This window comes from Streptomyces sp. C (assembly GCF_000158895.1).
GTDB classification, from domain to species: Bacteria; Actinomycetota; Actinomycetes; order Streptomycetales; family Streptomycetaceae; genus Streptomyces; species Streptomyces racemochromogenes.
The window spans coordinates 6835404-6857419 of the sequence record NZ_GG657750.1 but is presented as its reverse complement, the minus strand read 5'-3'; the positions used below and the strand labels follow the sequence as shown (position 1 = coordinate 6857419).

Below are 22016 nucleotides of genomic sequence, written 5' to 3'. Positions count from 1 at the left end.
ACCTCCTGCGGTGTGGCGGTCAGTATGCCGTCGAGCCACTCCAGCGTGGAGTCCTCCAGGTACCCGTGGTGCTCCCCCGGGACCGAGGAGTCGCACACCGCCAGGACGAAGCCCTCGCCCCGCAGCACCTGGTCGACCGGGGCCGCGGAGGGCTCCTCCTCCCCCAGCAGGCCCCGCCGGAAGGCGAGGCGCTCGTCGTGGTTGCCGGGGCAGACCACCAACGGGTGCCGCGAGGTCAGCAGCTTGCGCGCCTCCTCGTACTCGTCGGCGGTCCCGTGGTCGGCGACGTCCCCGCTGACCAGGACCGCGGCGAGGTCGTACGGGAGGCCGTCCAGGTAGTCCAGCACGGCACGGGTGCGCTCGGCGGCCCGGGGCCCGCCGTCGAGGTGGACGTCACTGAGCTGGGCTATCACGATCACGGGCGGTGGCTCCTTCGTCGCCGGTCCGGGCCCCGGCGCGCGAGGTGACGATCGGTCACCGTGCCGCCGGGTGGGCTGAGTTCAACCTATCCGACGTGATCACCGGCGGTTCGGGCGCCCGCGCCTCCCGCCGGCCGCGCCGTCGGCCCCGGCCCGGCTCCGGTCGGCCCCGCTCCGGCCCCGCTCCGGCTCCGGTTGCGGACGGCCCGGGGATGGGGTTCGTTCGAAGGGGACGCCCGGAACGGGGTGAGCCGCTGTGATCTTCACCGACCGTGCGGACGCGGGACGGCGTCTCGCGGACGCGCTGCGCCATCTGCGGGGCGAGGACACCGTCGTCCTGGGGCTGCCGCGCGGCGGCGTGCCCGTGGCCTTCGAGGTGGCGCGGGCACTGGGCGCCGACCTCGACGTGATCGTCGTCCGCAAGCTCGGCGTGCCGCACCACCGCGAGCTGGCCTTCGGCGCCATCGGCGAAGGCGGGGTACGGGTCGTCAACGAGGACGTCGCCCGCCGCAGCCGCGCCTCGGAGCGGGAACTGGCCGAGGTCGAGCGCGACGAGGAGGCCGAGCTGGAGCGGCGGGCGCACCGGTTCCGCGAGGGCCGGGCGCGCGTGCCGCTCGACGGCCGGACCGTCGTCGTGGTCGACGACGGGATCGCCACGGGCGCCACGGCCGCGGCCGCCTGCGAGATCGCGCGCGCCGCGGGCGCGGCGCGGGTGGTGCTGGCCGTCCCGGTGGCGCCGCCGGAGGCGGTCCTCCGGCTGCGCGGGGCGGCGGACGAGGTGGTGTGCCTGTCGTCGCCGCCCGCCTTCCGCGCGGTCGGCGAGTGGTACCGGGACTTCTCCCAGACCCCCGACGAGGAGGTCGTGGCCGTGCTCGCCGAGGCGGCGGCCGGGCGCGGGGACGGCGGGGGTCAGCCCCGGTAGGCCTCCAGGAGCCGCAGCCAGACCTCGCTGATGGTGGGGAAGGCGGGCACCGCGTGCCACAGCCGGTCGATCGGCACCTCCCCCGCCACGGCCACGGTCGCCGCGTGCAGCAGCTCGGCGGCGCCCGGCCCGACGAAGGTGGCGCCCAGCAGCACCTGCCGGTCGAGGTCCACGACCATGCGGGCCCGGCCCCGGTAGCCGTCGGCGTACAGGCCCGCACCGGACACCTTGCCGAGGTCGAAGTCGACGGCGCGGACCCGGTGGCCCGCCCGTTCCGCCTCGGCGAGGGTGAGACCGACCGCCGCCGCCTCCGGCTCGGTGAAGACGGCCTGCGGCAGGGCCTCGGTGTCGGCGGTCGCCGCGTGCGCGCCCCAGCGGCCGGTGTCCGGGGCCGGGGCTCCCGGTCCGGCTGCCCGGGCGACGATGGCGGCCCCGGCGATACGGGCCTGGTACTTCCCCTGGTGGGTGAGGAGCGCCCGGTGGTTGACGTCCCCGACGGCGTAGAGCCAGTCGTGGCCGGTGACCCGGCAGCTCTCGTCGACCCCGATCCAGTCCCCGGGCGTCAGCCCCACCGTGTCCAGCCCGATGTCCTCGGTACGGGGGGCGCGGCCGACCGCCATCAGCAGCTCGTCGCCCTCCAGCAGTTCGCCGCCCTCCAGGACCACCGTGACCGGGCCGGTGGGCCCGTCCCGTACGACCGCCTCCACCGACACCCCGGTACGGACCACCGCGCCGGCGCCGGTCAGCGCTTCGGCGACCAGTTCCCCGGCGAAGGGCTCCATCCGGGGCAGCAGCCCGGAACCCCGTACGAGCACGGTGACCCGCGAGCCGAGGGCCTGCCAGGCGGTGGCCATCTCGGCGGCCACCACCGAACCGCCGACGATCAGCAGCCGGCCGGGCACCTCCCGGGCGGAAGTGGCCTCGCGGCTGGTCCACGCCCCGGCGCCGGCGAGGCCCGGCAGGTCCGGGAGCACCGCCCGGCTGCCGGTGGCGACGACGACGGCGTGCCGGGCCGAGAGCACGTGGTGCAAGCCCTCGGGGCTGGTCACGGCCACCTTGCGGAGGCCGTAGAGGCGGCCGTGGCCCCGGTAGAGGTGGGCCCCGATGGATTCGACCCAGTCGACCTGACCGTCGTCCTTCCAGTTGCCCGTCCAGTAGTCGCGGTGCGCGAAGACGGCCTCGGCGTCGAGCGGCCCCCGGACGGCCTCCGCGAGCCCCGGCACGCGTCGGGCGTCCGCGCGGGCGAGGGCCGGGCGCAGCAGGGCCTTGCTGGGGATGCAGGCCCAGTACGAGCACTCCCCGCCGACGAGCTCGCTCTCCACCAGGGCCGTGCTCAGCCCGGCGGCGCGGGTCCGGTCGACGATGTTCTCGCCGGCCGGTCCCCCGCCGAGCACCACGACGTCGTACTCCACGGCTTCGGTCATGCGCTCCAGTGTCCCCGCTGCGGCCGGGCCGCGTCCGGCAAGCTCAGGCCTCCGGCGTGCCGGGGGCGCCCTCCTCCTGCTGGGAGGCGGCGATCTTCGCCCTGACCTCGTCCATGTCGAGGGCTCGGGCCTGCCCGATCAGGTCCGTGAGGGCGGCCTCCGGCAGCGCTCCGGGCTGCGCGAAGATGGCGACCTGGTCACGGACGATCATCAGGGTGGGGATCGAGGTGATCTGGAAGGCCGCGGCCAGCTCCTGCTGGGCCTCGGTGTCCACCTTGGCGAAGACCAGGTCGGGGTTGGCCTCCGCGGCCTTCTCGTAGACCGGCGCGAACGCGAGGCAGGGGCGGCACCAGCCGGCCCAGAAGTCGATCAGCACGAACGGGTTCTCGCTGACCGTCTCGTCGAAGTTCTCCTTGGTGAGCTCGACAGTAGCCACGGTTTCCAGACCTCCTGAATTGCGGGTGTGCTGAAGGAACGACCGGCCGCCCCGCCGCATTCCGCTGCCGTGCGGGAACCGCTAGAACGGGTGGCCGGGCGCGCTGGTGCGGGCCGTGGTCCAGCGCAGTTCGGTGAACGCGTCGAGGTTGGCCTCCCCGCCGAACCGGGCGCCCGTGCCGGACGCGCCGACACCCCCGAAGGGGGCCACCGCCTCGTCGTTCACCGTCTGGTCGTTGACGTGCGCGATCCCGGTCGGGATCCGTCCCGCCAGCTCCAGGCCGCGCCCCGCGTCGGCGGTGACGATGCCCAGCGAGAGCCCGTACGGGCCCGCCGAGGCCAGCTCGACCGCCTCGTCCTCGGTCGCGAAGGAGCGTACGGGCGCCACCGGGCCGAAGACCTCCTCGGCGTAGGCGGGGGTGTCGTCGGCCACGCCCGCGAGCACCGTCGGCCGGTAGAAGAGCCCCTGGTGGGTGCCGCCCGCGACGAGCTTGGCGCCCTGCTCGACGCTGGCCCCGACCAGGCCGTGGACCCGCTCCAGCTGCGTCCGGTCGAGCAGCGGGCCCAGGTGGACGCGCTCGCGGAAGGGGTCGCCGACGGCGAGGGCCTCGGCGCGGGCGGCGAGCCGCTCCACGTACTCGTCGTAGAGGGAGGAGTGCACGAGGTGGCGCCCGGCCGTCATGCAGATCTGGCCCTGGTGGAAGAAGGAGCCCCAGGAGGCCTGCGCGACGGCCGCCTCGACGTCGGCGTCGGCGAGCACGACGAGGGCCGAGTTGCCGCCCAACTCCAGGTGCGCCCGCTTGAGGTGACGGCCGGCCAGCTCGCCGACGGCCCGGCCGGCCGCGGTGGACCCGGTGAAGGAGACGACGCGCACCAGCGGGTCCTTGACCACCGCGGCGCCCGTGTCGGCCCCGCCCGGCAGTACGTGCAGCAGCCCGGTCGGCAGTCCGGCCGCCGCGAGCACGGCGGCCAGGGCGAGCCCGCCGCTGACGGCCGTCCGGCGGTCGGGCTTGAGCAGGACGGCGTTGCCGAGCGCGAGGGCGGGGGCGACGGAGCGGATGGAGAGGATCAGCGGGGCGTTGAACGGCGCCACCACCCCGACCACCCCTGCCGGGACCCGGCGGGTGAAGGACAGCCGGGGCGCCTCGCTCTGCAGGACCTGCCCGGCCGGGCGGGAGGCGAGCGCCGCGGCCTGGTAGCACTCCTGGGCGGCGACGTGCAGTTCGAAGTCGGCCTTGCCGGGTATGGAGCCCGACTCCCGGACCAGCCACTCGCGCAGCTCGTCGGCGTGGGCCGTGAACAGGTCCCCGGCGCGGCGCAGTACGGCCGCCCGCTCCAGGTGGGTGGCGCGCGCCCAGTCGAGCTGCGCGGCCCGGGCCCGTACGGCCGCCTCGGCGACGTCGGCGGGGGCGGCGAGGTCGACGGTGGCGAGGGTACGGCCGGTGGCGGGTTCGACGACCGCGGCGGTGCCGCCGGTGAGCATGGGTCCGTCCTGCCAGAGGGTCGGATCGAGCAGCGGCATGGCGGGGGCCTCCGGGTGGGGTCGGCGGGCGGGGCGGGGGCGGCAGCAGGCGCCATCGTGCCAGACCGGGGGCGTCATCTCTGTTCAGTTATTGGGCAGTTGGCGGGACCCGGTGACCGGAAACGATCGCCGGGGTCCCGTGGGGTGGCGGGCGGCTGTTACCGCTCCAGGACCAGGGCGATGCCCTGGCCGACGCCGATGCACAGCGCCGCCATGCCGGTGCCGGAACCGGCCGCCGCCAGCTGGTGCGCCACCGAACCGGCAAGCCGGGCACCGGAGGCGCCGAGCGGGTGGCCGATGGCGATGGCGCCGCCGCGCGGGTTCACCACCGCCGGGTCCAGCTCCGGCCACGCCGCCAGACAGCCCAGCGCCTGCGCGGCGAAGGCCTCGTTCAGCTCGAAGGCCGTCAGGTCGGAGAGGGACCGGCCCGCCCTGCCGAGGGCTCGCTCCACGGCATCGACCGGGCCGAGGCCGAACAGCTGCGGCTCGATCCCGGTGACGGCGGAGGCGCTGATCCGGGCGAGCGGCTCCCGGCCCGTCGCGGCCAGCCCCTCCTCGTCGGTGAGCAGCAGCGCGGCGGCGCCGTCGTTGAGGGGGGAGGCGTTGGCGGCCGTGACGGTACCCGAACCGTCCGTCCGGAACGCCGGCTTGAGGCGGGCCAGCGCCTCGGGGGTGGAGCCCTCGCGGATGCACTCGTCGCGCGGGAGGTCGGCGCCGGGGTACGGCACGACCTCGCCGTCGTACAGCCCGTCCGCCCAGGCCGCCGCCGCCTTGCGGTGGCTCTCCAGGGCGAAGGCGTCCTGCGCCTCGCGGGTGATGCCGTGCTTCTCGGCGACGAGCTCGGCGCCCTCGCCGAGGGAGACCGTCCACTCGGCGGGCATCCGGGGGTTGGTCATGCGCCAGCCGAGGGTGGTGGACCACATCTGCTGGTGCCCGGCGGGGAAGGCGCGCTCGGGCTTCTGCACCACCCACGGGGCGCGGGACATCGACTCGACGCCGCCGGCGATGGCGACGGAGGCGTCGCCGAGCGCGATCGCGCGGGCCGCCTGGATCACGGCCTCCAGGCCCGAACCGCAGAGCCGGTTGACGGTCACGCCGGGGACGGTGACCGGCAGCCCGGCGAGCAGCACCGCCATGCGGGCGACGTCGCGGTTGTCCTCGCCGGCGCCGTTGGCGTCACCGAAGACGACGTCGTCGATGCGGGCGGGGTCGAGGTCGGGCGTACGGTCCACGAGCGCGCGCACGACGTGCGCGGCGAGGTCGTCGGGGCGGGCCCCGGCGAGGGCTCCGCCGAACTTGCCGATCGGGGTGCGGACGGCGTCGACGACGTAGACGTCGCGGACGGTGCGGATGCTCATGGCAGCTCTCCTGGGCGGCTCCGTACGGTCGGCGGCGGCCCGGGTGCCGGCGTCGACACCGGGACCCGCCCCCGGTCACGCCCGGTGGGGCGCGCCCGCAGTCTCCGCCGAGGCGTCGCGGTGTGTCAACGGTTGCCGGCGGGCGGGGCGTCAGGAGGGGGTCGAGTCGCGGGGCACCGCAACGGCCGCCATCAGGTCGTGCCGCTCCGTGATCTCCGAAGGATCCCGCACCGCCGCGTCCACCAGCCCCGCCAACCGCTCCCCCGTCGGCATCTCGATCCGCACCGTGCTCAGCCTCGGCCGCAGCAGCCGCCCCATGAGCAGGTCGTCCGCGCCGATCACCGCCGCGTCCGCGGGGATCCGCACCCCGGCGTCCTGCAGGGCCCGCATCAGCAGCATCGCGTACTCGTCGTTGTACGCGAACACCCCGTCCAGCCCCAGCTCCCCCCACCGCGCGGCCAGCGCCGCCGCTGACTCCTCGGTGTAGGCCATCGGCAGGGACCGTACGACTTCCGTGCCCGCCACCGATTCGGCGCCCGCCAGTCTGGGTGCGGAGAACAGTTCCAGGCCGTCCTCGCGCGGCACGACCACCCCGATCCGCCGCCGGCCGCGTTCCACCAGGTGCGCGGCGGCGCGTGCGCCCACCTCCGCCTGGTCCATCACGAGGGCGTGTGCGCCCGGGACCGTGTCGGGGCCCATCGTGATGACCGCCCGCGCTCCGGCCCGTTTGAGGGTGGCGACGTTCTGCGGGGACAGGGCGGTCTCCCCGAGGGAGATCACCGCCACGGGCCTCAGTTCGGCCCAGGCGCGGGCGGCCTCGTCGCCGCTGAGGCCGAGGCTGCCGTACTGGACCACGGTGTAGTCCCGGCGGCGCAGGGCCCATTGGAGTTCGTTGAGGAAGTTGCTGTAGAGCGGCCCGGCCGGCACGTGCGAGGTGGGCAGCAGCACGATGCGGGTGTGCCCGGCGCGCAGGCTCCGGGCGGCGGCGTGCGGTACGTAGCCCAGTTCCTCGGCGGCCTCGCGGACCCGGCGGCGCGTCGGCTCGCTGATGCGTACGGCTTCCGCGTTGTTCAGGACGTACGAGACGGTCGCGCGCGAGACGCCCGCCAGGCGGGCGACGTCGGCGCTGGTCGGCACGGGTGCCGCCGCGGGCGGGGCGGGCGGGGTGCGCCGGCCCGGTGGGTTCGGTGAGTCAGCCATGGCCCGGGCATCTTTCCAGACCGGTTGCGCACGGGGGCTGGCGGTTGGCCGGAAACGGGTGCTAGACAGTGCTTACACGTTTCAGTGACACGTGTAACTCACTCTTCGCCGGCCCCCTCCCAGACGTGCCGCCGCCCCCTCGCACCCCTTCGCGCCCCGCCACCCGCGACGGGGCGGCGCGCACCCCTCCACCCCTGCCCAGGAGGGCACCATGGCTCTTTCCTCCCACGGCACCGGCACCGCCGCCACCCCCGACAGACCCTCCCCCGGCCGCGGGCTGCTGCCCATGCTGCTGCTCGGCAACACCGCGATGTACGCCCTCTACGTCGGCGTCGCCGGCATCCTGCTCGCGCTCCAGGTGGAGCGCGTCGACCCCGCCGACAAGGTCGCCAACTTCGGCCTGATCGCGGGGGTTTCCGCGGTCTTCGCGACGGTGTTCAACCCCGTCGCGGGTGCCCTGTCCGACCGCACCGGACGCCGTAACCCCTGGATCCTCGGCGGCGGGCTCGCCGCGGTGCCAGCGATGCTGCTGCTGGGCCTGGCCGACACGATCCTGCTGATCACCATCGCCTGGTGCCTCGGCCAGGCCGTCATGAACGTCTACCAGGCCGCCATCACCTCCGTCGTCCCCGACCGGGTGCCGGTGAGCGCCCGCGGCAGGGCCTCGGCGGCGGTCGGGCTCGGCCTGCCCTTCGGGTCGGTGCTGGGTGCGCTCGCCGGGGCGGCGTTCTCGGACGACTTCCGTACCGGTTACCTCGTTTTCGGCGCGATCGTGGCGGGCGCGGCGGTCCTGTTCACCGCCTGCACCCGTGAGCGGCGGCTCCCGGCGCGCGCCCCGCTGCCCGTCCGGGCCCAGCTCGCCGCCTTCGCCGGCGCCCTGCGCGATCACGACTTCCGCTGGGCGTTCATCGGGCGGGCGCTGCTCGTGCTCGGCTACTTCGCGGTGAACGGGTACCAGCTGTACGTCCTCCAGGACCACACCGTGCTGCCCGAGGGGATGGAGCCGGAGGCGGCGGTGGCCCTGCTGATGCCGCTGAGCAGCGTCGCGATGGTCGTCTCGACGGTGGCGGGCGGCTGGCTGTCGGACCGGCTGGACCGGCGCAAGCTGTTCGTGGGGGCCTCGGCGCTGCTGTCGGCGGTCGCGCTCGTCCTGCCGGCCGTGTCGGCGAGCTGGACCGCGATGCTGGCCTTCTCCGTGGTCAACGGCCTGGCGTTCGGCAGCTACATGGCGGTGGACACGGCGCTGGTGACGATGGTCCTGCCGGCGGCCGAGGACGCGGCGCGCGACATGGGCGTGCTCAACATCGCGAACGCCGGTCCGCAGATCGTCGCCCCCTTCGTCGCCTCCGTGGTGGTCTCGGTGAGCGGCGGCTACACCGCGCTGTTCGTCGTCGCCGCCGTGCTGGCGGTGGCGGGGGCGCTGGCGGTACGCCCGATCCGCGGCGTCCGCTGACCTGTCGTGTGGGACGAAGGTCCCGGAAGGAGCCGTACCACCGTGCGACTGCACACCCGTACCTGGGGCGAGGGCGACCGCCTGGCCCTCCTGATCCACGGCATCATGGCCGACCACCGCACCTGGCGCCGGGTCGGACCCGCCCTCGCCGGGCTCGGCTACCGCGTGATCGCGGTGGACCTGCGCGGCCACGGCGCCAGCGGGCGGGGCGAGTACGGCCCCGAGCTGTTCGCCGCCGACCTCGTCGAGACCCTGCCGTCCGGCGCGGAGCTGGCCCTCGGCCACTCGCTGGGCGGCCTGGCACTCGCCCTGGCCGTGGACCGGCTGCGGCCGGCCCGTGCGGTGTACTCGGACCCGGCCTGGCACCTGGCTCCACCGGAGCCGGGCTTCGGCCCGGAGGCCCTGGCGGGCTTCAAGGCGGCGGACCGGGAGCGGATCCGGGCGATGAACCCGCGCTGGGAGGAGGCGGACGTGGACGTCGAGCGGGAGACCCTGGCCCTGTGGGACGAGGCCACCGCACCGAGCCTCGTACCGCTCCTCGGCCGGGACCTCCTCCCGGCGGCCCCGCTGGTCCCCTCCCTCGTCCAGCTCGCCGACCCGAGCTCCGTCGTCCCGCCGGAGCACTCGGCCCTGCTGGAGACGCGCGGCTTCGAGCTCCGCACGGTCCCCGGCGCCGGCCACACCATCCACCGCGACGACTTCGACGGCTTCATGGCCTCGTTGGAGGGCTGGGTCTGACCTTGCGGGTTGTGGCCCTGGCCCCCGGTGAGGGGGTCGGGGCACCCCGCCTGGACGGGGCCTTGATAGACGGCGGCCGGTACGAAGGTGGCCGCCACGGCGGCGGGCGGCGCGAAGCCGGGCGCGCGGAACCGGGTGGCGCGGCGCCTGACCGGCCGACGGGCCGGGCCGGGCCGGGCCGGGCCGGGCCGGGCCGGGCCGGGCCGGGCCGGGCCGGGCCGGGCCGGGCCGGGCCGGGCCGGGCCGGGCCGGGCCGGGCCGGGCCTCAGATGATGATCGTGGTCGTCGTCACCAACGTGACCGCGGCCATCGCCGCCTGGGTGTCGCGGATCGCGGTGCGGACGCTCTCGGCCGCCCACTGGCCCTCGGATATCTCCGCCATCCGCGCTGCCACCGCCTTGCGCGGGCCGTCGGGGAAGGCCAGGCCGTGCAGTTTCGCCGAGTGGATCAGCGCGATGAGCCCGGCCGTCCGGGTGTCCGGTTCCGCGCCGTCCAGCACGACGGCGGCAAGGCGGGCGCGCAGCTCGCGTTCGGCCGTGCCGTCCGCTTCCGGGTAGCGGCGCACCGGGAACATCCCGAGCACCTTGCGCTTCTCCTCCACGATCACCCCGCGCTCGCACAGCCGCTCCACGGCCGCGGTGACGGCCCTGGGCTGGTCCTTCGTCAGCCAGTCCGTCGCTCGGTGCCGTCCACGTCCCCGCAGCCAGGTCCCGATCAGCTCCGCGCGGCCGTCGAGCAGCGGCTCCCCGGTCGGGCTCGGGTCCGTCACGACGACCGCCTCGCCGTTGACGGAGACCCGTTCGGCCAGGACCAGTTCGAGCAGGAACCCCCCGGCGACGGCCCAGCCGGCCGCCTGCCGCCGCTGCGCCGAGCCGGACTCGTCGTCCAGCGAGAGCAGCACGATCTCCTCCGCCAGTGTGATCGCCATACCGCTACCCCCGCACGCTCCGTGATCGTCCTCTCTACAGGTGAGACGCCCGACGGCCGGCAGGAGTTCCCGCGCGGCGCTCCCGGCTCCTTTGGCGTGCGTGGGCGGTGGCCGTTCCACCCGCTGACCGTCCGCGTGCGGGAACTCGTGGCCGAGGACGACCGCGCCGTCGCCCGCGTCGTCCAGTCCGGCACCCACTGCGGCACCCACCCCCGCATGCCGGAGCCGACCGGCCGGAACTTCGAGATCGAGGCCAGCTGGCTGTTCACCCTGGCCGGGGCTCGCTCTCGCACTACCGCGCCCTCTCCCCCGGCCGCCGGGAGGCGGTCCTCGCGGACACCGCCCGGGTCCGCTGAGCCCCACGTCGGCCGGCTGGAGACGACCCGGCCGACCGCGGTGCGGTCGTCCCCATCGGAATGTCCGTCAGGAACGATTGCCGCAAAGCGCCGTTGACCACCGCGGACGGCCCGTCCTACGTTGCAGGCATCCACTTGCGACCTTGGAGGTCGACGTGACGGCCACCGGTTCCACTCCCCTCTCCTACCCCTTCAACACCGCCGAAGGACTCCGGCTCGCCGAGGAGTACGAGCGCGTCCGCGACCTGCCCGGCCTGTTACGCGTGCAGATGCCGTACGGCGAGGAGGCCTGGCTGGTCACCCGGTACGCGGACGCCCGCCTCGTGCTCGGTGACGCGCGGTTCAGCCGCGCGGCGGCTGCCGACCACGACGAACCCCGGCAGTCCGAGGGCCGCGGCGGGTCCGGCATCCTCGGCATGGACCCGCCGGACCACACCCGGCTGCGGTCCCTGGTGGCCAAGGCGTTCACCGTCCGGCAGGTCGAGAAGCTCCGCCCCCAGGTGCGCACGCTCACCGCGGAGCTGCTCGACGGGCTGGAGGCGGCCGGACCCCCGGTCGACCTCGTCGACCGCTTCGCACTGCCCGTCCCGGTGGCCGTGATCTGCCGGCTGCTGGGCGTGCCGGTCGAGGACCGGCCGCGCTTCCGGGTGTGGAGCGACGCGGCGCTGTCGACCAGCTCGCTGACGGCGGAGGAGTTCGGCGCCAACCTGGAGGAACTGCGCGGCTACATGGCCGGGCTGATCGAGCTGCACCGCCAGGAGCCGCGGGACGACCTGATGACGGCGCTCATCGAGGCCCGGGACGGTGACGACGACCGGCTTTCCGAGCCGGAACTCGTCGACCTGTGCGTCGGGGTCCTGGTCGCCGGGCACGAGACGACGGCCTCCCAGATCCCCAACTTCGTCCTCACCCTGCTGGACCATCCGGACCAGCTGGCGCTGCTGCGCTCCGAGCCCGGTCTGATCGCCCGGGCCGTGGAGGAACTCCTGCGGTTCGTTCCGCTGGGCCGCGGGGCGAGCCAGGCCCGTTACGCCACCGAGGACATCGACGTGGGCGGCACCCTCGTCCGGGCCGGGGAGCCGGTGCTCGTCGCGACGGGCGCCGCGAACCGTGACGCGCTGCGCTTCACCGCCCCCGGAGTCCTCGACATCCGCCGCGCCTCCAACCAGCACCTCGGTTTCGGCCACGGCGTCCACCACTGCCTGGGCGCCCAGCTGGCCCGCATGGAACTCCAGGAGGCGCTGGGGGCGCTGCTGGCGCGCTTCCCCGGGCTGAAGGTCGTGGGGGACGTCGTCTGGAAGTCCGAGATGCTGGTGCGCGGGGCACGCGTCATGCCGATCGGCTGGTGAGCGCCTCGTCCAGCTCCTCCGCGGAGCGCAGGCGCGCGGCACGGTCGAACAGGACCCGGACGTCGTGGTGTTGCGGGTACGGGTAGCGGACGTGCCGGTGCGCGGCGACGTACTCCAGCAGGTCGAACCGTCCCGGGTGGGCGATGGCCGATGCGGCCACCAGGCTCTGCCGGACGTCGAGCCGGGTCATCGGCGGATCGACCCGGTCGGCCTTGCGCACCGCCGTCAGGGCCTGCGTCGCCAGGACGGGCTCGGGCGAGGTGGAGAGGCCGGGCAGTACCGGTACGGGCTGGCGCGCCGGGCCGAAGGTCCGTCCCGCGAGCACGGCGCTGATGCGCGCGGCGTTCTCCTCGTGGTCCCGGGCGAACTCCTCCTGCACCAGGCGGGCGTTGAGCCGGGAGTCGTCCCGGGCGAGCGGCTCCTGGACCTCGGGCCGCGGGCAGGACGTCCAGCCGCCCCCTCGAAGTCCCCGGCGCGCGGGGCGCGCCACTGCTTCTCGACGGCCCCGGCCTCGGCCGCCGCCCCGCCTGCGCCGCCGACCGCTCCTGCGCGGGGAGGGCCGGGGCGACCGGGGCCGCCGCGTCGCGTGCGCGGGGGACGGCTTCGCGCACAGGCCGGCGACCGGCGGAGCGGCTGCGTGCAGAGCCCGGTGAACGGCTGCCCGAGCGCCGCGCCAAAGGCGGGCACGGAGGGGCCCCGAAACCTAGTAAATCTCCGCGAAATGACGGCACTTTCGCACCACGGCAGCAGCCACGTCGAGCAGCCCGGCCGGGACGGCCCGACCGCCACCGCCGAGGCCGATCCCCGCGCCATCGGCCCGGTCCGCACCGAGTACGCGCCCGACCCGGACGGGGATCCCGACCCGGGGGAGATCGTGTGGACCTGGGTGCCCTTCGAGGAGAACGACGGGCGGGGCAAGGACCGCCCGGTGCTGGTGGTCGCCCGGGAGGCGGGCGGGGCGACGCTGCTCGCCGTCCAGCTCTCCAGCAAGCGGCACGACCACGACCGGGAATGGGTGGCGATCGGCTCGGGCCCCTGGGACGGCGCCGGCCGGGAGTCCTGGGTGGACCTGGACCGGGTGCTGCGGGTCCACGAGACGGGCATGCGCCGCGAGGCCTGCGCGCTGGACCTGCCCCGCTTCCGCCTGGTGGTGGACCGGCTGCGCGACCTGTACGGCTGGCAGTAGTGCCTCAGCCCGCCCCGGCCAGCATCCGGTGCGCCGCTGCCCGGAGGTGGGCGAGGACCACCGGGTCGGCGTCGAGCGCGTAGTCCGCGTCCAGGCCCGCGAGAGTGGCGGCGATGCGGGGCAGGAAGTCGTCGGAGGCGTCCACCCGGCAGGTGGCGGCGGTGACGGGGCGGACGCGCGGGCCCAGGTGGCGCAGGGAGTCGGCCGGGGTGTCGACGGTCGCGACGGCCCGGTAGCGGGTCGGGGCGGCCGTCAGTCGCTCGGCGGTGAAGGCGGCCGGGTCTCCGCCGGGCACCTCGCGCGGTGGGACGCGCCGGCCGGTGGCGGCGGGGTCGGTGATGCGGTCGAGGCGGAAGAGGCGCCAGTCCTCCTTGCCGGTGTCGTGGGCGAGGAGGTACCAGAGGCCGCCGGAGGCGACGAGGTGGCAGGGCTCGACCCTGCGGTGCGCGGCCGGGCCCTGGCGGGCGGTGTAGGTGAAGGTGAGGACCTCGTGGTCGCGGCAGGCGACGGCGAGGGTGGTCAGCAGGGCGGGGTCGATCCGGGCTCCGCCGTCCTGCCAGGTGAGGCCGGCCAGGGTGGACTGGAGGGCGCCGACCCGGCCGCGCAGGCGGCGCGGCAGGACCTGTTCCAGTTTGGCCAGCGCCCGCAGGGCGGTCTCCTCCATTCCGGTGAGGCTGCCCGCAGCGGTGCGCAGGGCGACGGTGACCGCGACGGCCTCCTCGTCGTCCAGGAGCAGCGGCGGCAGGTCGGTGCCGGCTCCCAGACGGTAGCCGCCGGCGTGGCCGCGGGTGCTGTCGACGGGGTAGCCGAGCTGCCGCAGGCGGTCGATGTCGCGGCGGACGGTGCGGACGGTGACCTCCAGCCGGTCGGCGAGGTCGGTGCCGGGCCATTCCCGCCGGGTCTGCAGCAGGGACAGCAGCCGGAGCATCCGTACGGTCATGTCACTTGTCATGTGTCCCACTGTGCCCGGGTCAAAGGACACGCCCTGTCCTGAAATGCTCCTACCTTGGTTCTGCCCAAAGGGAACGAACCAGGAGGAAACCCATGAAGATCGCCGTTCTCGGCACCGGTGGCGGTGCCCGCGCCCACACGGCCAGGCTGCTGGAGCTCGGGCACGAGGTGTACGTCGGCACCCGCGACGTGGAGGCCACCATGGCCCGCACCGAGCCCGACATGATGGGCAACGCCCCCTACCCGCAGTTCCTCGCCGAGCACCCCGGCGTCACCCTGCTGACCTTCGGCGGGGCCGCGGCCGCCGCGGACGAGCTCGTCGTCAACGGCATCGACGGGCACAGCGCGGTCGCCGCGCTGAGCGGGATCGCGGACGAGCTGGCGGGCAAGGTCCTGGTCGACTACGCGGTGCCGTACGTGTACGGGCACGAGAGCGAGCACCCCTGGCCCACACCGTGGGGCGTGATGCCGAAGTTCGACCCGTGCGACACCGACAGCCTCGGGGAGCGGATCCAGCGCGCCCTGCCGGCCACCAGGGTCGTCAAGTCCTTCGTCACCCAGGAGCAGGAGACCGTGGTCCGTCCCGGCGCGGTCAACGGCGGGGACCACACGATGTTCGTCGCCGGCGCCGACGCCGGCGCGAAGCGGCGGGTCACCGAACTGCTGGAGGCCTACGGCTGGAGCGACGTCCTCGACCTCGGCCCGCTCGTGTCCGCCCGCGGCATGGAGATGTACGCCCACCTGCACAGCGCGATCGGCTTCGCCCTGGGCTTCGGGACCCCCTTCGGGATCAAGGTCGTACGCTGACCCGCGCGCCCGGGGCCGCGCCGGTCAGCAGCCGTCGAAGGCCGCGGCGAAGGTCTCTCGCGTGTGGGGGTCGCGGTCCAGGATCCCGAACGCGACCCGTTCGAAGGTCCCCGCGAAGCGGCCGGTCAGGGCCGCCCGGAAGGCCTCCGCCACCTGCGCCGGGTCGTTGCGGAACACCCCGCACCCCCATGCGCCCAGAACCAGCCGCCGGTACCCGTGCAGTGCGGCCACTTCCAGGACCAGCCCGGCGCGCCGGGCCAGGGCGGCCGGGATCCCGTGCGCGCGCTCCGGCTCCTGGCGGCGGATGGTGCCCGCGTTCGGGGCGGGCGAGGTGAGGAACCCGGCCCGGAACGGGGTGTCCAGCAGTTCGCCCCGGTCGTCGCGGAAAACCGGTACCCCGGGGGAGTGAATCACCCGGTCGGTGTAGAAGGTGCTCTTTCCCGCGCGGTGGACCTCGTAGTACTCCCGGGCCTCCAGCAGGGTCTCGTACAGGGCCGAGGCACGGCACAGCGCCTCCTCCTGGGCCTTGGCCCCGCGGACGTACCCGCCCCCGGGATTGCGGGCCGAGGCGAAGTTCAGGACCGCCACGCCGCCCTCCCCCGCGAGGCGGCGCGCGGCGACCGTGCTGCTCTCCCCGGTGACTTCGAAGACCGTGGTGCGGCCTCCCCCGACGGGCCCTTCGCCCGGTATGACACGGTTTGGCCCGTATATTCTGGTTCCGGCCTTGGCGTCCGCCAGGTCGGCGGCGAGGGAGACCCGCCGCCCCGACCGCGTCCGGTACTCCCCGGACGCCGCGATCAGTGCGTTCTCCCGCGCGATTTCGCGCAATCTGCTGCTCACGCCGGAATCCTCGGCCCCGGAACCGCAGACGGCAAAGGAATTAGCGCTCCGGTGAGGGGTAGTGCACGGGTGACATCACGGCCGACGACAGGAGACGAGGTTCCGGTCATGCCCGAGAACTCGCCCGCTCCATCCGCCCGGAACGCCGAACACGACCGCCTGACCGAAGCGGCCGCCGAGGACCTCGTCCACGGCATCTGCTTCAAGACCGGACCGCCGCGCCTCCTCGGTGCCGAGCTCGAATGGCTCGTCATGGACGCCGAGCGGCCCTGGCTGCCCCTGCCCCCCGAGAGGCTCACCGCCGCCCACGCGGCCGCCGGCGCACTGCCCCTGAACTCCCGGCTCACCGTCGAGCCCGGCGGCCAGCTGGAACTCAGCTCGGCCCCCGCCGACTCCCTCACCGCCTGCCTGGACGGCCTGCGGGCCGACCTCACCGCGGTCCGCGGCGCCCTGCACGGCCAGGGCCTCGTCCTGCGCGGCCTCGGCCAGGACCCCCGGACACCGCTCGACCGGCTGCTGGCCAGCCCGCGCTACGACGCGATGGAGACGTACTTCGACCGGACCGGCCCCGCCGGGCGCGCCATGATGCGCTCCTCCGCCTCCGTGCAGGTCTGCGTGGACGCCGGCCACGAGGAGCCCGGCCCGCTCGGGCACGGGCGGCGCTGGCACCTCGCCCACCTGCTGGGCGCCGTCCTGGTCGCCGTCTTCGCCAACTCCCCCGGCCGCCATGACGGCCCCTACCGGGGCTGGCGGTGCGCCCGGCAGGGGATCTGGAGCGACATCGACCCGCGGCGTGCGCTCGCCCCGCCCCTGGCGGCCGAGCCCCGTGCCGGCTGGGTGCGGCACGCCCTGGACGCCGAGGTGATGTGCGTACGCGCGCCCGGTGACGGCCCCTGGACGGTGCCGAGCGGGCTCAGCTTCCGCGACTGGCTGCGCGCGGGGCCGCGTTCGGGCGCCGGGCGGCAGGCCACCGCCGAGGACCTGGAGTACCACCTCACCACCCTCTTCCCGCCCGTCCGGCCGCGCGGCCACCTGGAGCTGCGGATGATCGACGCGCAGCCGGGCGAGGACGGCTGGCTGGTCCCGGTCGCGCTCGTGCACGCGCTCTTCGACGACCCCGGGGCCGCCGAGACGGCCTACCGCGCGGTGAAGGCGCTGGCCGACGCGTACGGATCCCGGTGCGCCCCGCGCAACCCCCTGTGGCGGACCGCCGCCCGGTCGGGGCTCGCGGATCCGGAGCTGCGCACGGCCGCCGCGGTGTGCTTCCGGGCGGCGGCCGAGGCGCTGCCCCGGCTCGGGGCGGGCAGGGAGGTCCAGGACGCGGTGGGCGCGTTCGCGGATCGCTACGTGCGGCGCGGGCGCTGCCCGGCCGACGACGCCGAAGCCGAAGCCGGACCCGAATCAGGCTCCGGCTCCGGCGGCAGAGCCGGAGCCGCGGGCCGCGCCGTCAAGGCCCGCGCCACCGCCACTGCCACCGCCGGATCCGGCGCGGGGGAACACCGGCGCCGGCCCACCGCCGCGAAGGGACCCCGCCCGTGACCGCCGAGACCCGCCCGGGAAGCCACCCCGGGATCCACCCCGAGCTGCTGCGCGAGCGCGCCGCGGCCGCCCTGACCGCCGCCCGGGCCCGTACCGCGGCGCTGACCGACGCGGTGAGCGACCGGGACCTGACCGCGCAGCACTCCCCCCTGATGTCCCCGCTGGTCTGGGACCTGGCGCACATCGGGAACCAGGAGGAGCTGTGGCTGCTGGGCCGGGTGGCCGGCCGGGAGTCCATGCACCCGGAGATCAACTCCCTGTACGACGCCTTCGAGCACCCCCGCTCCGAGCGGCCGAAGCTGCCCCTGCTGGGCCCGGAGGCGGCCCGCCGGTACGCGGCGGAGGTGCGCGGCCGCGTCTTCGCGCTGCTGGAGCACACTCCGCTGGAGGGCACGGAACTGCTCGACGGGGGCTTCGCGTTCGGGATGATCGCCCAGCACGAACAGCAGCACGACGAGACGATGCTGATCACCCATCAACTGCGCGCCGGCGCCCCGGTGCTGGCCGCCCCGGACCCGGATCCCCCGCAGGGCCCCCCGCCCCCGTCGGCCGAAGTCCTCGTACCCGGCGGCCCGTTCACCATGGGCACCTCCACCGAGCCCTGGGCGCTGGACAACGAACGGCCCGCGCACGTGCGGGAGGTGGCGCCCTTCTGGATCGACACGGTCCCGGTGACCAACGCCGCCTACCAGGCCTTCATCGCGGACGACGGTTACCGCGAGCCCCGCTGGTGGGCCCCCGAGGGCTGGGAGCAGATCCTGGCGCACGAGATCGGGGCCCCGCTGTTCTGGCACCGCGAGGGCGGCCGGTGGCTGCGCCGCCGCTTCGGGGTGACCGAGCCCGTACCCGATGAAGAACCGGTTCTGCACGTCAGCTGGTACGAGGCCGACGCGTACGCCCGCTGGGCGGGCCGCCGGCTGCCCACCGAGGCGGAGTGGGAGAAGGCCGCCCGCCACGACTCGGCCTCCGGCCGCTCCCGCCGCTACCCCTGGGGCGACGCCGACCCGACCCCCGCCCACGCCAACCTGGGCCAGCGCCACCTGCGCCCCTCCCCTGCGGGCGGCTACCCGGCCGGGGCCTCCCCGCTGGGGGTGCGCCAGCTGATCGGCGACGTGTGGGAGTGGACGGCCTCGGACTTCCTGCCCTACCCGGGATTCCGCGCCTTCCCCTACCGGGAGTACTCCGAGGTGTTCTTCGGCCCGGCGCACAAGGTGCTGCGCGGCGGCTCCTTCGCCGTGGACCCGGTGGCCTGCCGGGGCACCTTCCGCAACTGGGACCTGCCCGTACGGCGGCAGATCTTCTCCGGCTTCCGCACCGCGAGGGACGTCTGATGTGCCGCCACCTCGCCTACCTGGGGCCGCCCGTCGCGCTGGAGCGGCTGCTGAGCGAGCCCGAGCACTCGCTGGTCCGCCAGTCCTGGCAGCCGCGCCGCCAGCGGTTCGGCACCGTCAACGCGGACGGCTTCGGCGTCGGCTGGTACGCCGAGGGCGACCCGGTCCCGGCCCGCTACCGGCGTGCCGGGCCCGTCTGGGGCGACCTCACCTTCGCCGACCTCGCCCGCGTGGTGCGCAGCGGCGCCTTCCTGGCCGCCGTGCGCGACGCCACGCTGCCGGGCGCGGACGGGGAGGCCGCCGCGGCGCCCTTCGCCTCGGGGCCCTGGCTGTTCAGCCACAACGGGGCCGTGCGGGACTGGCCCGACGCGGCGGGTCCGCTCGCCGCCGCCCTGCCGCCGCGGGAGCTGCTCCAGCTGGCGGCGCGCACGGATTCGGCGCTGGTCTGGGCGCTGGTGCTGCGCCGGCTGCGGGAGGGCGACGACATCGGCACCGCCCTTGCGGAGCCGGTCCGCGAGCTGTCCACGGCGGCCCCGGGCTCCCGGCTGAACCTCCTGCTGACCGACGGCGCCACGATCGCGGCGACCGCCTGGGGCGACTCCCTGTGGTACCTGGCCGAGCCGGCGGCGGGGCGCGTGATCGTGGCGTCCGAGCCGCATGACGACGACGCCCGCTGGTGCGAGGTGCCCGACCGGACCCTGCTGACCGCCACCCGCACGCGGGTCGCCCTGACCCCCCTCAAGGAGACCTCCCCGTGAGCGATTTCCAGTTGACCCGGACCCTGGACGAGCACGCCGCCGACGAGGCGCTGCGCGCCGACGTCCTCGACGGCCTGACCCGCTTCCCGAAGGAGCTGCCGCCGAAGTGGTTCTACGACGCCCGGGGAAGTGAGCTCTTCGAGGAGATCACCCGGTTGCCGGAGTACTACCCGACCCGTGCCGAGCGGGAGATCCTGCTGGAGCGGGCCGGGGAGATCGCGGCGGTGAGCGGGGCGCGCACGCTGGTGGAGCTGGGCTCCGGATCCTCGGAGAAGACCCGGCACCTGATCGAGGCGATGCCCGCGCTGCGGACGTACGTACCGGTGGACGTGAGCGAGAGCGCCCTCGTCGGCGCGGGCGAGCCGCTGCCGGCGCGGCATCCGGGCCTGCGGGTGCACGCGTTGCTGGCCGACTTCACGAAGCCCCTTCACCTGCCGGACTCCGAGGGGCCCCGGCTGGTGGTGTTCCTGGGCGGCACGATCGGCAACCTGCTGCCGCCGGAGCGGGCGGTGTTCCTGGCGTCCGTACGGGCGATGCTGTCGCCCGGGGACGCGCTGCTGCTCGGCACCGACCTGGTGAAGGACGAGGCCGTGCTGGTGGCCGCGTACGACGACGCGCGGGGGGTGACCGCCGAGTTCAACAAGAACGTGCTGGCGGTGATCGACCGCGAGCTGGGCGCGGACTTCCACACCGCCGACTTCGACCACGTGGCGGTGTGGAACCGGGAGCACGAGTGGATCGAGATGCGCCTGCGGGCCCGGCAGGCGGTGACGGTCAAGGTCCGGGCGCTGGACCTGCTGGTGCCGTTCGAGGCGGGCGAGGACATCCTGACGGAGGTCTCCGCGAAGTTCCGTCAGGACGGGGTGCGCAAGGAACTGGCGGTAGCGGGACTCGAACTGGCGCACTGGTGGACGGACGCGGCGGGCCGCTTCGCGCTGTCCCTGTCGGTGGCCCAGGGCTGATCCGGCTCCGCGCCGGGCCGCTGCCGCGCGGGTACGCCCGCCGGCAGCGGCAGTTCCCGCCCGGTGCTGCCGAGTACGGCCTCCCGTGCGGCCGCCGCCAGTGCGCGGCGGTCGGGGTGGTGGCCCGGCGGGATGCGCGGCAGCAGCCGCACCTCGGCCCGCACCCCGCGCGCCCGGGCGATCCGCCACAGGGAGGCGGTGAGCGGGTCGTCCCCGACGAAGGCGGGCGCCCCGGCGAGCGATCCGTCCGCCAGCCGGTACGCGATCCGCAGGGGCTGTACGGGTACCCGCGCGTCCAGCGCCGACTGGAACGCCGCCCGCCGGAAGGGGCCCTGGGCGCGCCCGCACCAGGTGGAGCCCTCGGGGAAGACGGTGACCCGGTCCCCGGCCCGCATCGCCCCGGCGAGGGCGGCGACGGTGCGGGGCAGGGCCCGGATCCGGTCGCGTTCGATGAACAGGGTGCCCGCCCGGGCGGCGAGCGGGCCGAGCACCGGCCAGGCGCCGATCTCGCTCTTGGCCAGCATCCGGCTGGGCAGGACGGCGGCGACGAGCGGGACGTCCAGCCAGGAGATGTGGTTGGCGACGATGAGGCTGCCCCCGGCCGGGCCCGGGGTGCCGTGCACGGTGATCCGTATCCCCATCGACCGGACGAGCGCGGCGGACCAGGCCCGGACCAGGGCCCGCCGGGACCGGGCGGGGAGCAGCCGGACCGGCGGGGCGGCCGGGACGGCGAGCAGGACCAGGGCGAGGGCGGTGGCGAGCCGCAGCACCGCCCGGACCGCACCGGCGGGCTTCCCCGGCTGGTACGCGCAGGCCCCGGGGGTACAGGGCGAGGTGGGCAGCCAGGCGTTCATGCGCCCGGGGCGAGCGAGAGGAAGTGGTTCAGGTAGCGCGGGTTGGTCCGGCGCAGGGAGAGCAGCACGTACAGGTCGGCGCAGCCGAACTCGGCGTCGAAGGCGGGCTCCCCGCAGACCCAGGCGCCGAGGCGGATGTAGCCGCGCAGCAGGGGCGGCAGCTCCGTGCGGCCGGACACGGTGATCCCTCCGGGGCTCCAGGGCAGGTGCGGGGTGACGCGGTACTCCTGCGGAGCGAGGTTGCGGGTGAGGACGGCCTCGCGGGTGGCGGCGGCCAGCACCCCGCCGTCGGCCAGCGGTATCGAGCAGCACCCGGCGAGCCAGTTGTGGCCGGTGCGCTCCATGTAGCGGGCCAGCCCGGCCCAGATCAGGGCGATGACGGCGCCGTTGCGGTGGTCGGGGTGGACGCAGGAGCGGCCGACCTCGACCAGGTCGGAGCGGATCGGGGCGAGGGCGGAGAGGTCGAACTCGCCCTCGGAGTAGAGGCGTCCGGCGACGGCGGCGCGCTCCGGCGGCAGCAGCCGGTAGGTGCCGACGACCTGCCCGGTCTCCTCGTCGAGGACGAGGAGGTGGTCGCAGTAGGCGTCGAAGGCGTCGGCGTCCAGGCCGGGCTCGGGGCCGTCGAGGCGGGCGCCGAGCTCTCCGGCGAAGACCTGGTGGCGCAGCCGCTGGGCGGCGCGGACC

At 75.3% G+C, this 22016-nt stretch carries 21 protein-coding genes and 1 pseudogene; 10 read left to right on the top strand and 12 right to left on the bottom strand.

The annotated features are described in order from the left end of the window. Positions 1–419: metallophosphoesterase (locus SSNG_RS30800; protein ID WP_007267859.1), on the bottom strand; the 419-nt coding region annotated here is incomplete at its 3' end. A 256-nt stretch (positions 420–675) separates the two neighbouring features. Here SSNG_RS30800 and SSNG_RS30795 point away from each other — a divergent pair. Then, positions 676–1308 (top strand): annotated as a pseudogene (locus SSNG_RS30795) (phosphoribosyltransferase family protein); the annotation flags it as partial. Between the two features lie 20 nt (positions 1309–1328). Here the strand turns inward: SSNG_RS30795 and SSNG_RS30790 are convergent. The 5 genes from SSNG_RS30790 to SSNG_RS30770 form a co-directional block, all read right to left on the bottom strand. Then, complete coding sequence (locus SSNG_RS30790) at positions 1329–2765, bottom strand: NAD(P)/FAD-dependent oxidoreductase (protein WP_007267857.1); 1437 nt, start codon at positions 2763–2765, stop codon at positions 1329–1331. 43 nt (positions 2766–2808) lie between these two features. Further along, positions 2809–3201, bottom strand: a complete 393-nt coding sequence (locus SSNG_RS30785) for a thioredoxin domain-containing protein (RefSeq protein WP_007267856.1) — start codon at positions 3199–3201, stop codon at positions 2809–2811. Between the two features lie 81 nt (positions 3202–3282). Beyond that, positions 3283–4722, bottom strand: a complete 1440-nt coding sequence (locus tag SSNG_RS30780; protein ID WP_007267855.1) for an aldehyde dehydrogenase family protein — start codon at positions 4720–4722, stop codon at positions 3283–3285. A 158-nt stretch (positions 4723–4880) separates the two neighbouring features. Next, entirely contained in the window at positions 4881–6080 is a 1200-nt protein-coding gene (locus SSNG_RS30775) for a thiolase family protein (protein WP_007267854.1), read from the bottom strand. A gap of 150 nt (positions 6081–6230) precedes the next feature. Continuing rightward, positions 6231–7280, bottom strand: coding sequence for a LacI family DNA-binding transcriptional regulator (locus SSNG_RS30770; RefSeq protein ID WP_007267853.1), 1050 nt, complete (start codon positions 7278–7280; stop codon positions 6231–6233). Positions 7281–7491: 211 nt separating this feature from the next. Here SSNG_RS30770 and SSNG_RS30765 point away from each other — a divergent pair, with 211 nt between their 5' ends. Both SSNG_RS30765 and SSNG_RS30760 read left to right on the top strand, forming a co-directional pair. Then, complete coding sequence (locus SSNG_RS30765; RefSeq protein WP_007267852.1) at positions 7492–8733, top strand: MFS transporter; 1242 nt, start codon at positions 7492–7494, stop codon at positions 8731–8733. A gap of 42 nt (positions 8734–8775) precedes the next feature. Beyond that, positions 8776–9471: an alpha/beta hydrolase gene (locus SSNG_RS30760; protein WP_042802373.1), complete on the top strand. Its 696-nt coding sequence runs from the start codon at positions 8776–8778 to the stop codon at positions 9469–9471. A gap of 265 nt (positions 9472–9736) precedes the next feature. Here SSNG_RS30760 and SSNG_RS30755 read toward each other — a convergent pair whose 3' ends face one another. Continuing rightward, positions 9737–10399 carry a GPP34 family phosphoprotein gene (locus tag SSNG_RS30755; protein WP_007267850.1) on the bottom strand — a complete coding sequence of 221 codons (663 nt, stop codon included), beginning with the start codon at positions 10397–10399 and terminating at the stop codon, positions 9737–9739. Between the two features lie 511 nt (positions 10400–10910). On the opposite strand from SSNG_RS30755, the gene SSNG_RS30750 reads away from it, so the two are divergent. Beyond that, positions 10911–12104, top strand: a complete 1194-nt coding sequence (locus SSNG_RS30750) for a cytochrome P450 (RefSeq protein WP_042802370.1) — start codon at positions 10911–10913, stop codon at positions 12102–12104. Here SSNG_RS30750 and SSNG_RS30745 read toward each other — a convergent pair. Next, positions 12085–12594 (bottom strand): hypothetical protein, encoded by a 510-nt coding sequence (locus tag SSNG_RS30745; RefSeq protein ID WP_007267847.1) that lies wholly within the window; start codon positions 12592–12594, stop codon positions 12085–12087. The genes SSNG_RS30750 and SSNG_RS30745 overlap by 20 nt on opposite strands. Before the next feature lie 231 nt (positions 12595–12825). On the opposite strand from SSNG_RS30745, the gene SSNG_RS30740 reads away from it, so the two are divergent. Continuing rightward, positions 12826–13290, top strand: coding sequence for a type II toxin-antitoxin system PemK/MazF family toxin (locus SSNG_RS30740; RefSeq protein WP_007267846.1), 465 nt, complete (start codon positions 12826–12828; stop codon positions 13288–13290). A gap of 4 nt (positions 13291–13294) precedes the next feature. Here SSNG_RS30740 and SSNG_RS30735 read toward each other — a convergent pair whose 3' ends face one another. After that, positions 13295–14242, bottom strand: a complete 948-nt coding sequence (locus SSNG_RS30735) for a transcriptional regulator (RefSeq protein ID WP_042802367.1) — start codon at positions 14240–14242, stop codon at positions 13295–13297. Between the two features lie 92 nt (positions 14243–14334). Between SSNG_RS30735 and SSNG_RS30730 the strand changes: the two genes are divergently transcribed. After that, entirely contained in the window at positions 14335–15048 is a 714-nt protein-coding gene (locus SSNG_RS30730; RefSeq protein WP_007267844.1) for an NAD(P)-binding domain-containing protein, read from the top strand. A 24-nt stretch (positions 15049–15072) separates the two neighbouring features. Here the strand turns inward: SSNG_RS30730 and SSNG_RS30725 are convergent, their stop codons facing one another. Continuing rightward, positions 15073–15888 (bottom strand): TIGR02452 family protein, encoded by an 816-nt coding sequence (locus tag SSNG_RS30725; RefSeq protein ID WP_007267843.1) that lies wholly within the window; start codon positions 15886–15888, stop codon positions 15073–15075. A gap of 108 nt (positions 15889–15996) precedes the next feature. Between SSNG_RS30725 and egtA the strand changes: the two genes are divergently transcribed. Genes egtA through egtD form a run of 4 tightly spaced genes read left to right on the top strand, consistent with a single transcriptional unit; the run spans position 15997 to position 20478 of the window. After that, complete coding sequence (gene egtA / locus SSNG_RS30720; RefSeq protein WP_007267842.1) at positions 15997–17427, top strand: ergothioneine biosynthesis glutamate--cysteine ligase EgtA; 1431 nt, start codon at positions 15997–15999, stop codon at positions 17425–17427. After that, a complete protein-coding gene (gene egtB / locus SSNG_RS30715; RefSeq protein ID WP_007267841.1) occupies positions 17424–18758 on the top strand; it encodes an ergothioneine biosynthesis protein EgtB in 1335 nt (444 codons plus the stop codon). The genes egtA and egtB overlap by 4 nt, the downstream gene beginning before the upstream one ends. Beyond that, positions 18758–19516, top strand: coding sequence for an ergothioneine biosynthesis protein EgtC (gene egtC / locus SSNG_RS30710; RefSeq protein ID WP_007267840.1), 759 nt, complete (start codon positions 18758–18760; stop codon positions 19514–19516). The genes egtB and egtC overlap by 1 nt, the downstream gene beginning before the upstream one ends. Then, positions 19513–20478 carry an L-histidine N(alpha)-methyltransferase gene (gene egtD, locus SSNG_RS30705; protein WP_042802365.1) on the top strand — a complete coding sequence of 322 codons (966 nt, stop codon included), beginning with the start codon at positions 19513–19515 and terminating at the stop codon, positions 20476–20478. Before egtC ends, egtD begins: the two co-directional genes overlap by 4 nt. On the opposite strand, the gene SSNG_RS30700 is transcribed toward egtD, so the two are convergent. Together SSNG_RS30700 and SSNG_RS30695 are read right to left on the bottom strand one after the other, a co-directional pair. Then, positions 20370–21332 carry a lysophospholipid acyltransferase family protein gene (locus tag SSNG_RS30700; RefSeq protein WP_007267838.1) on the bottom strand — a complete coding sequence of 321 codons (963 nt, stop codon included), beginning with the start codon at positions 21330–21332 and terminating at the stop codon, positions 20370–20372. The genes egtD and SSNG_RS30700 overlap by 109 nt on opposite strands. Beyond that, a partial coding sequence (locus tag SSNG_RS30695; RefSeq protein ID WP_063749926.1) for a GNAT family N-acetyltransferase occupies positions 21329–22016 on the bottom strand: 688 nt, incomplete at its 5' end. The genes SSNG_RS30695 and SSNG_RS30700, both read right to left, overlap by 4 nt.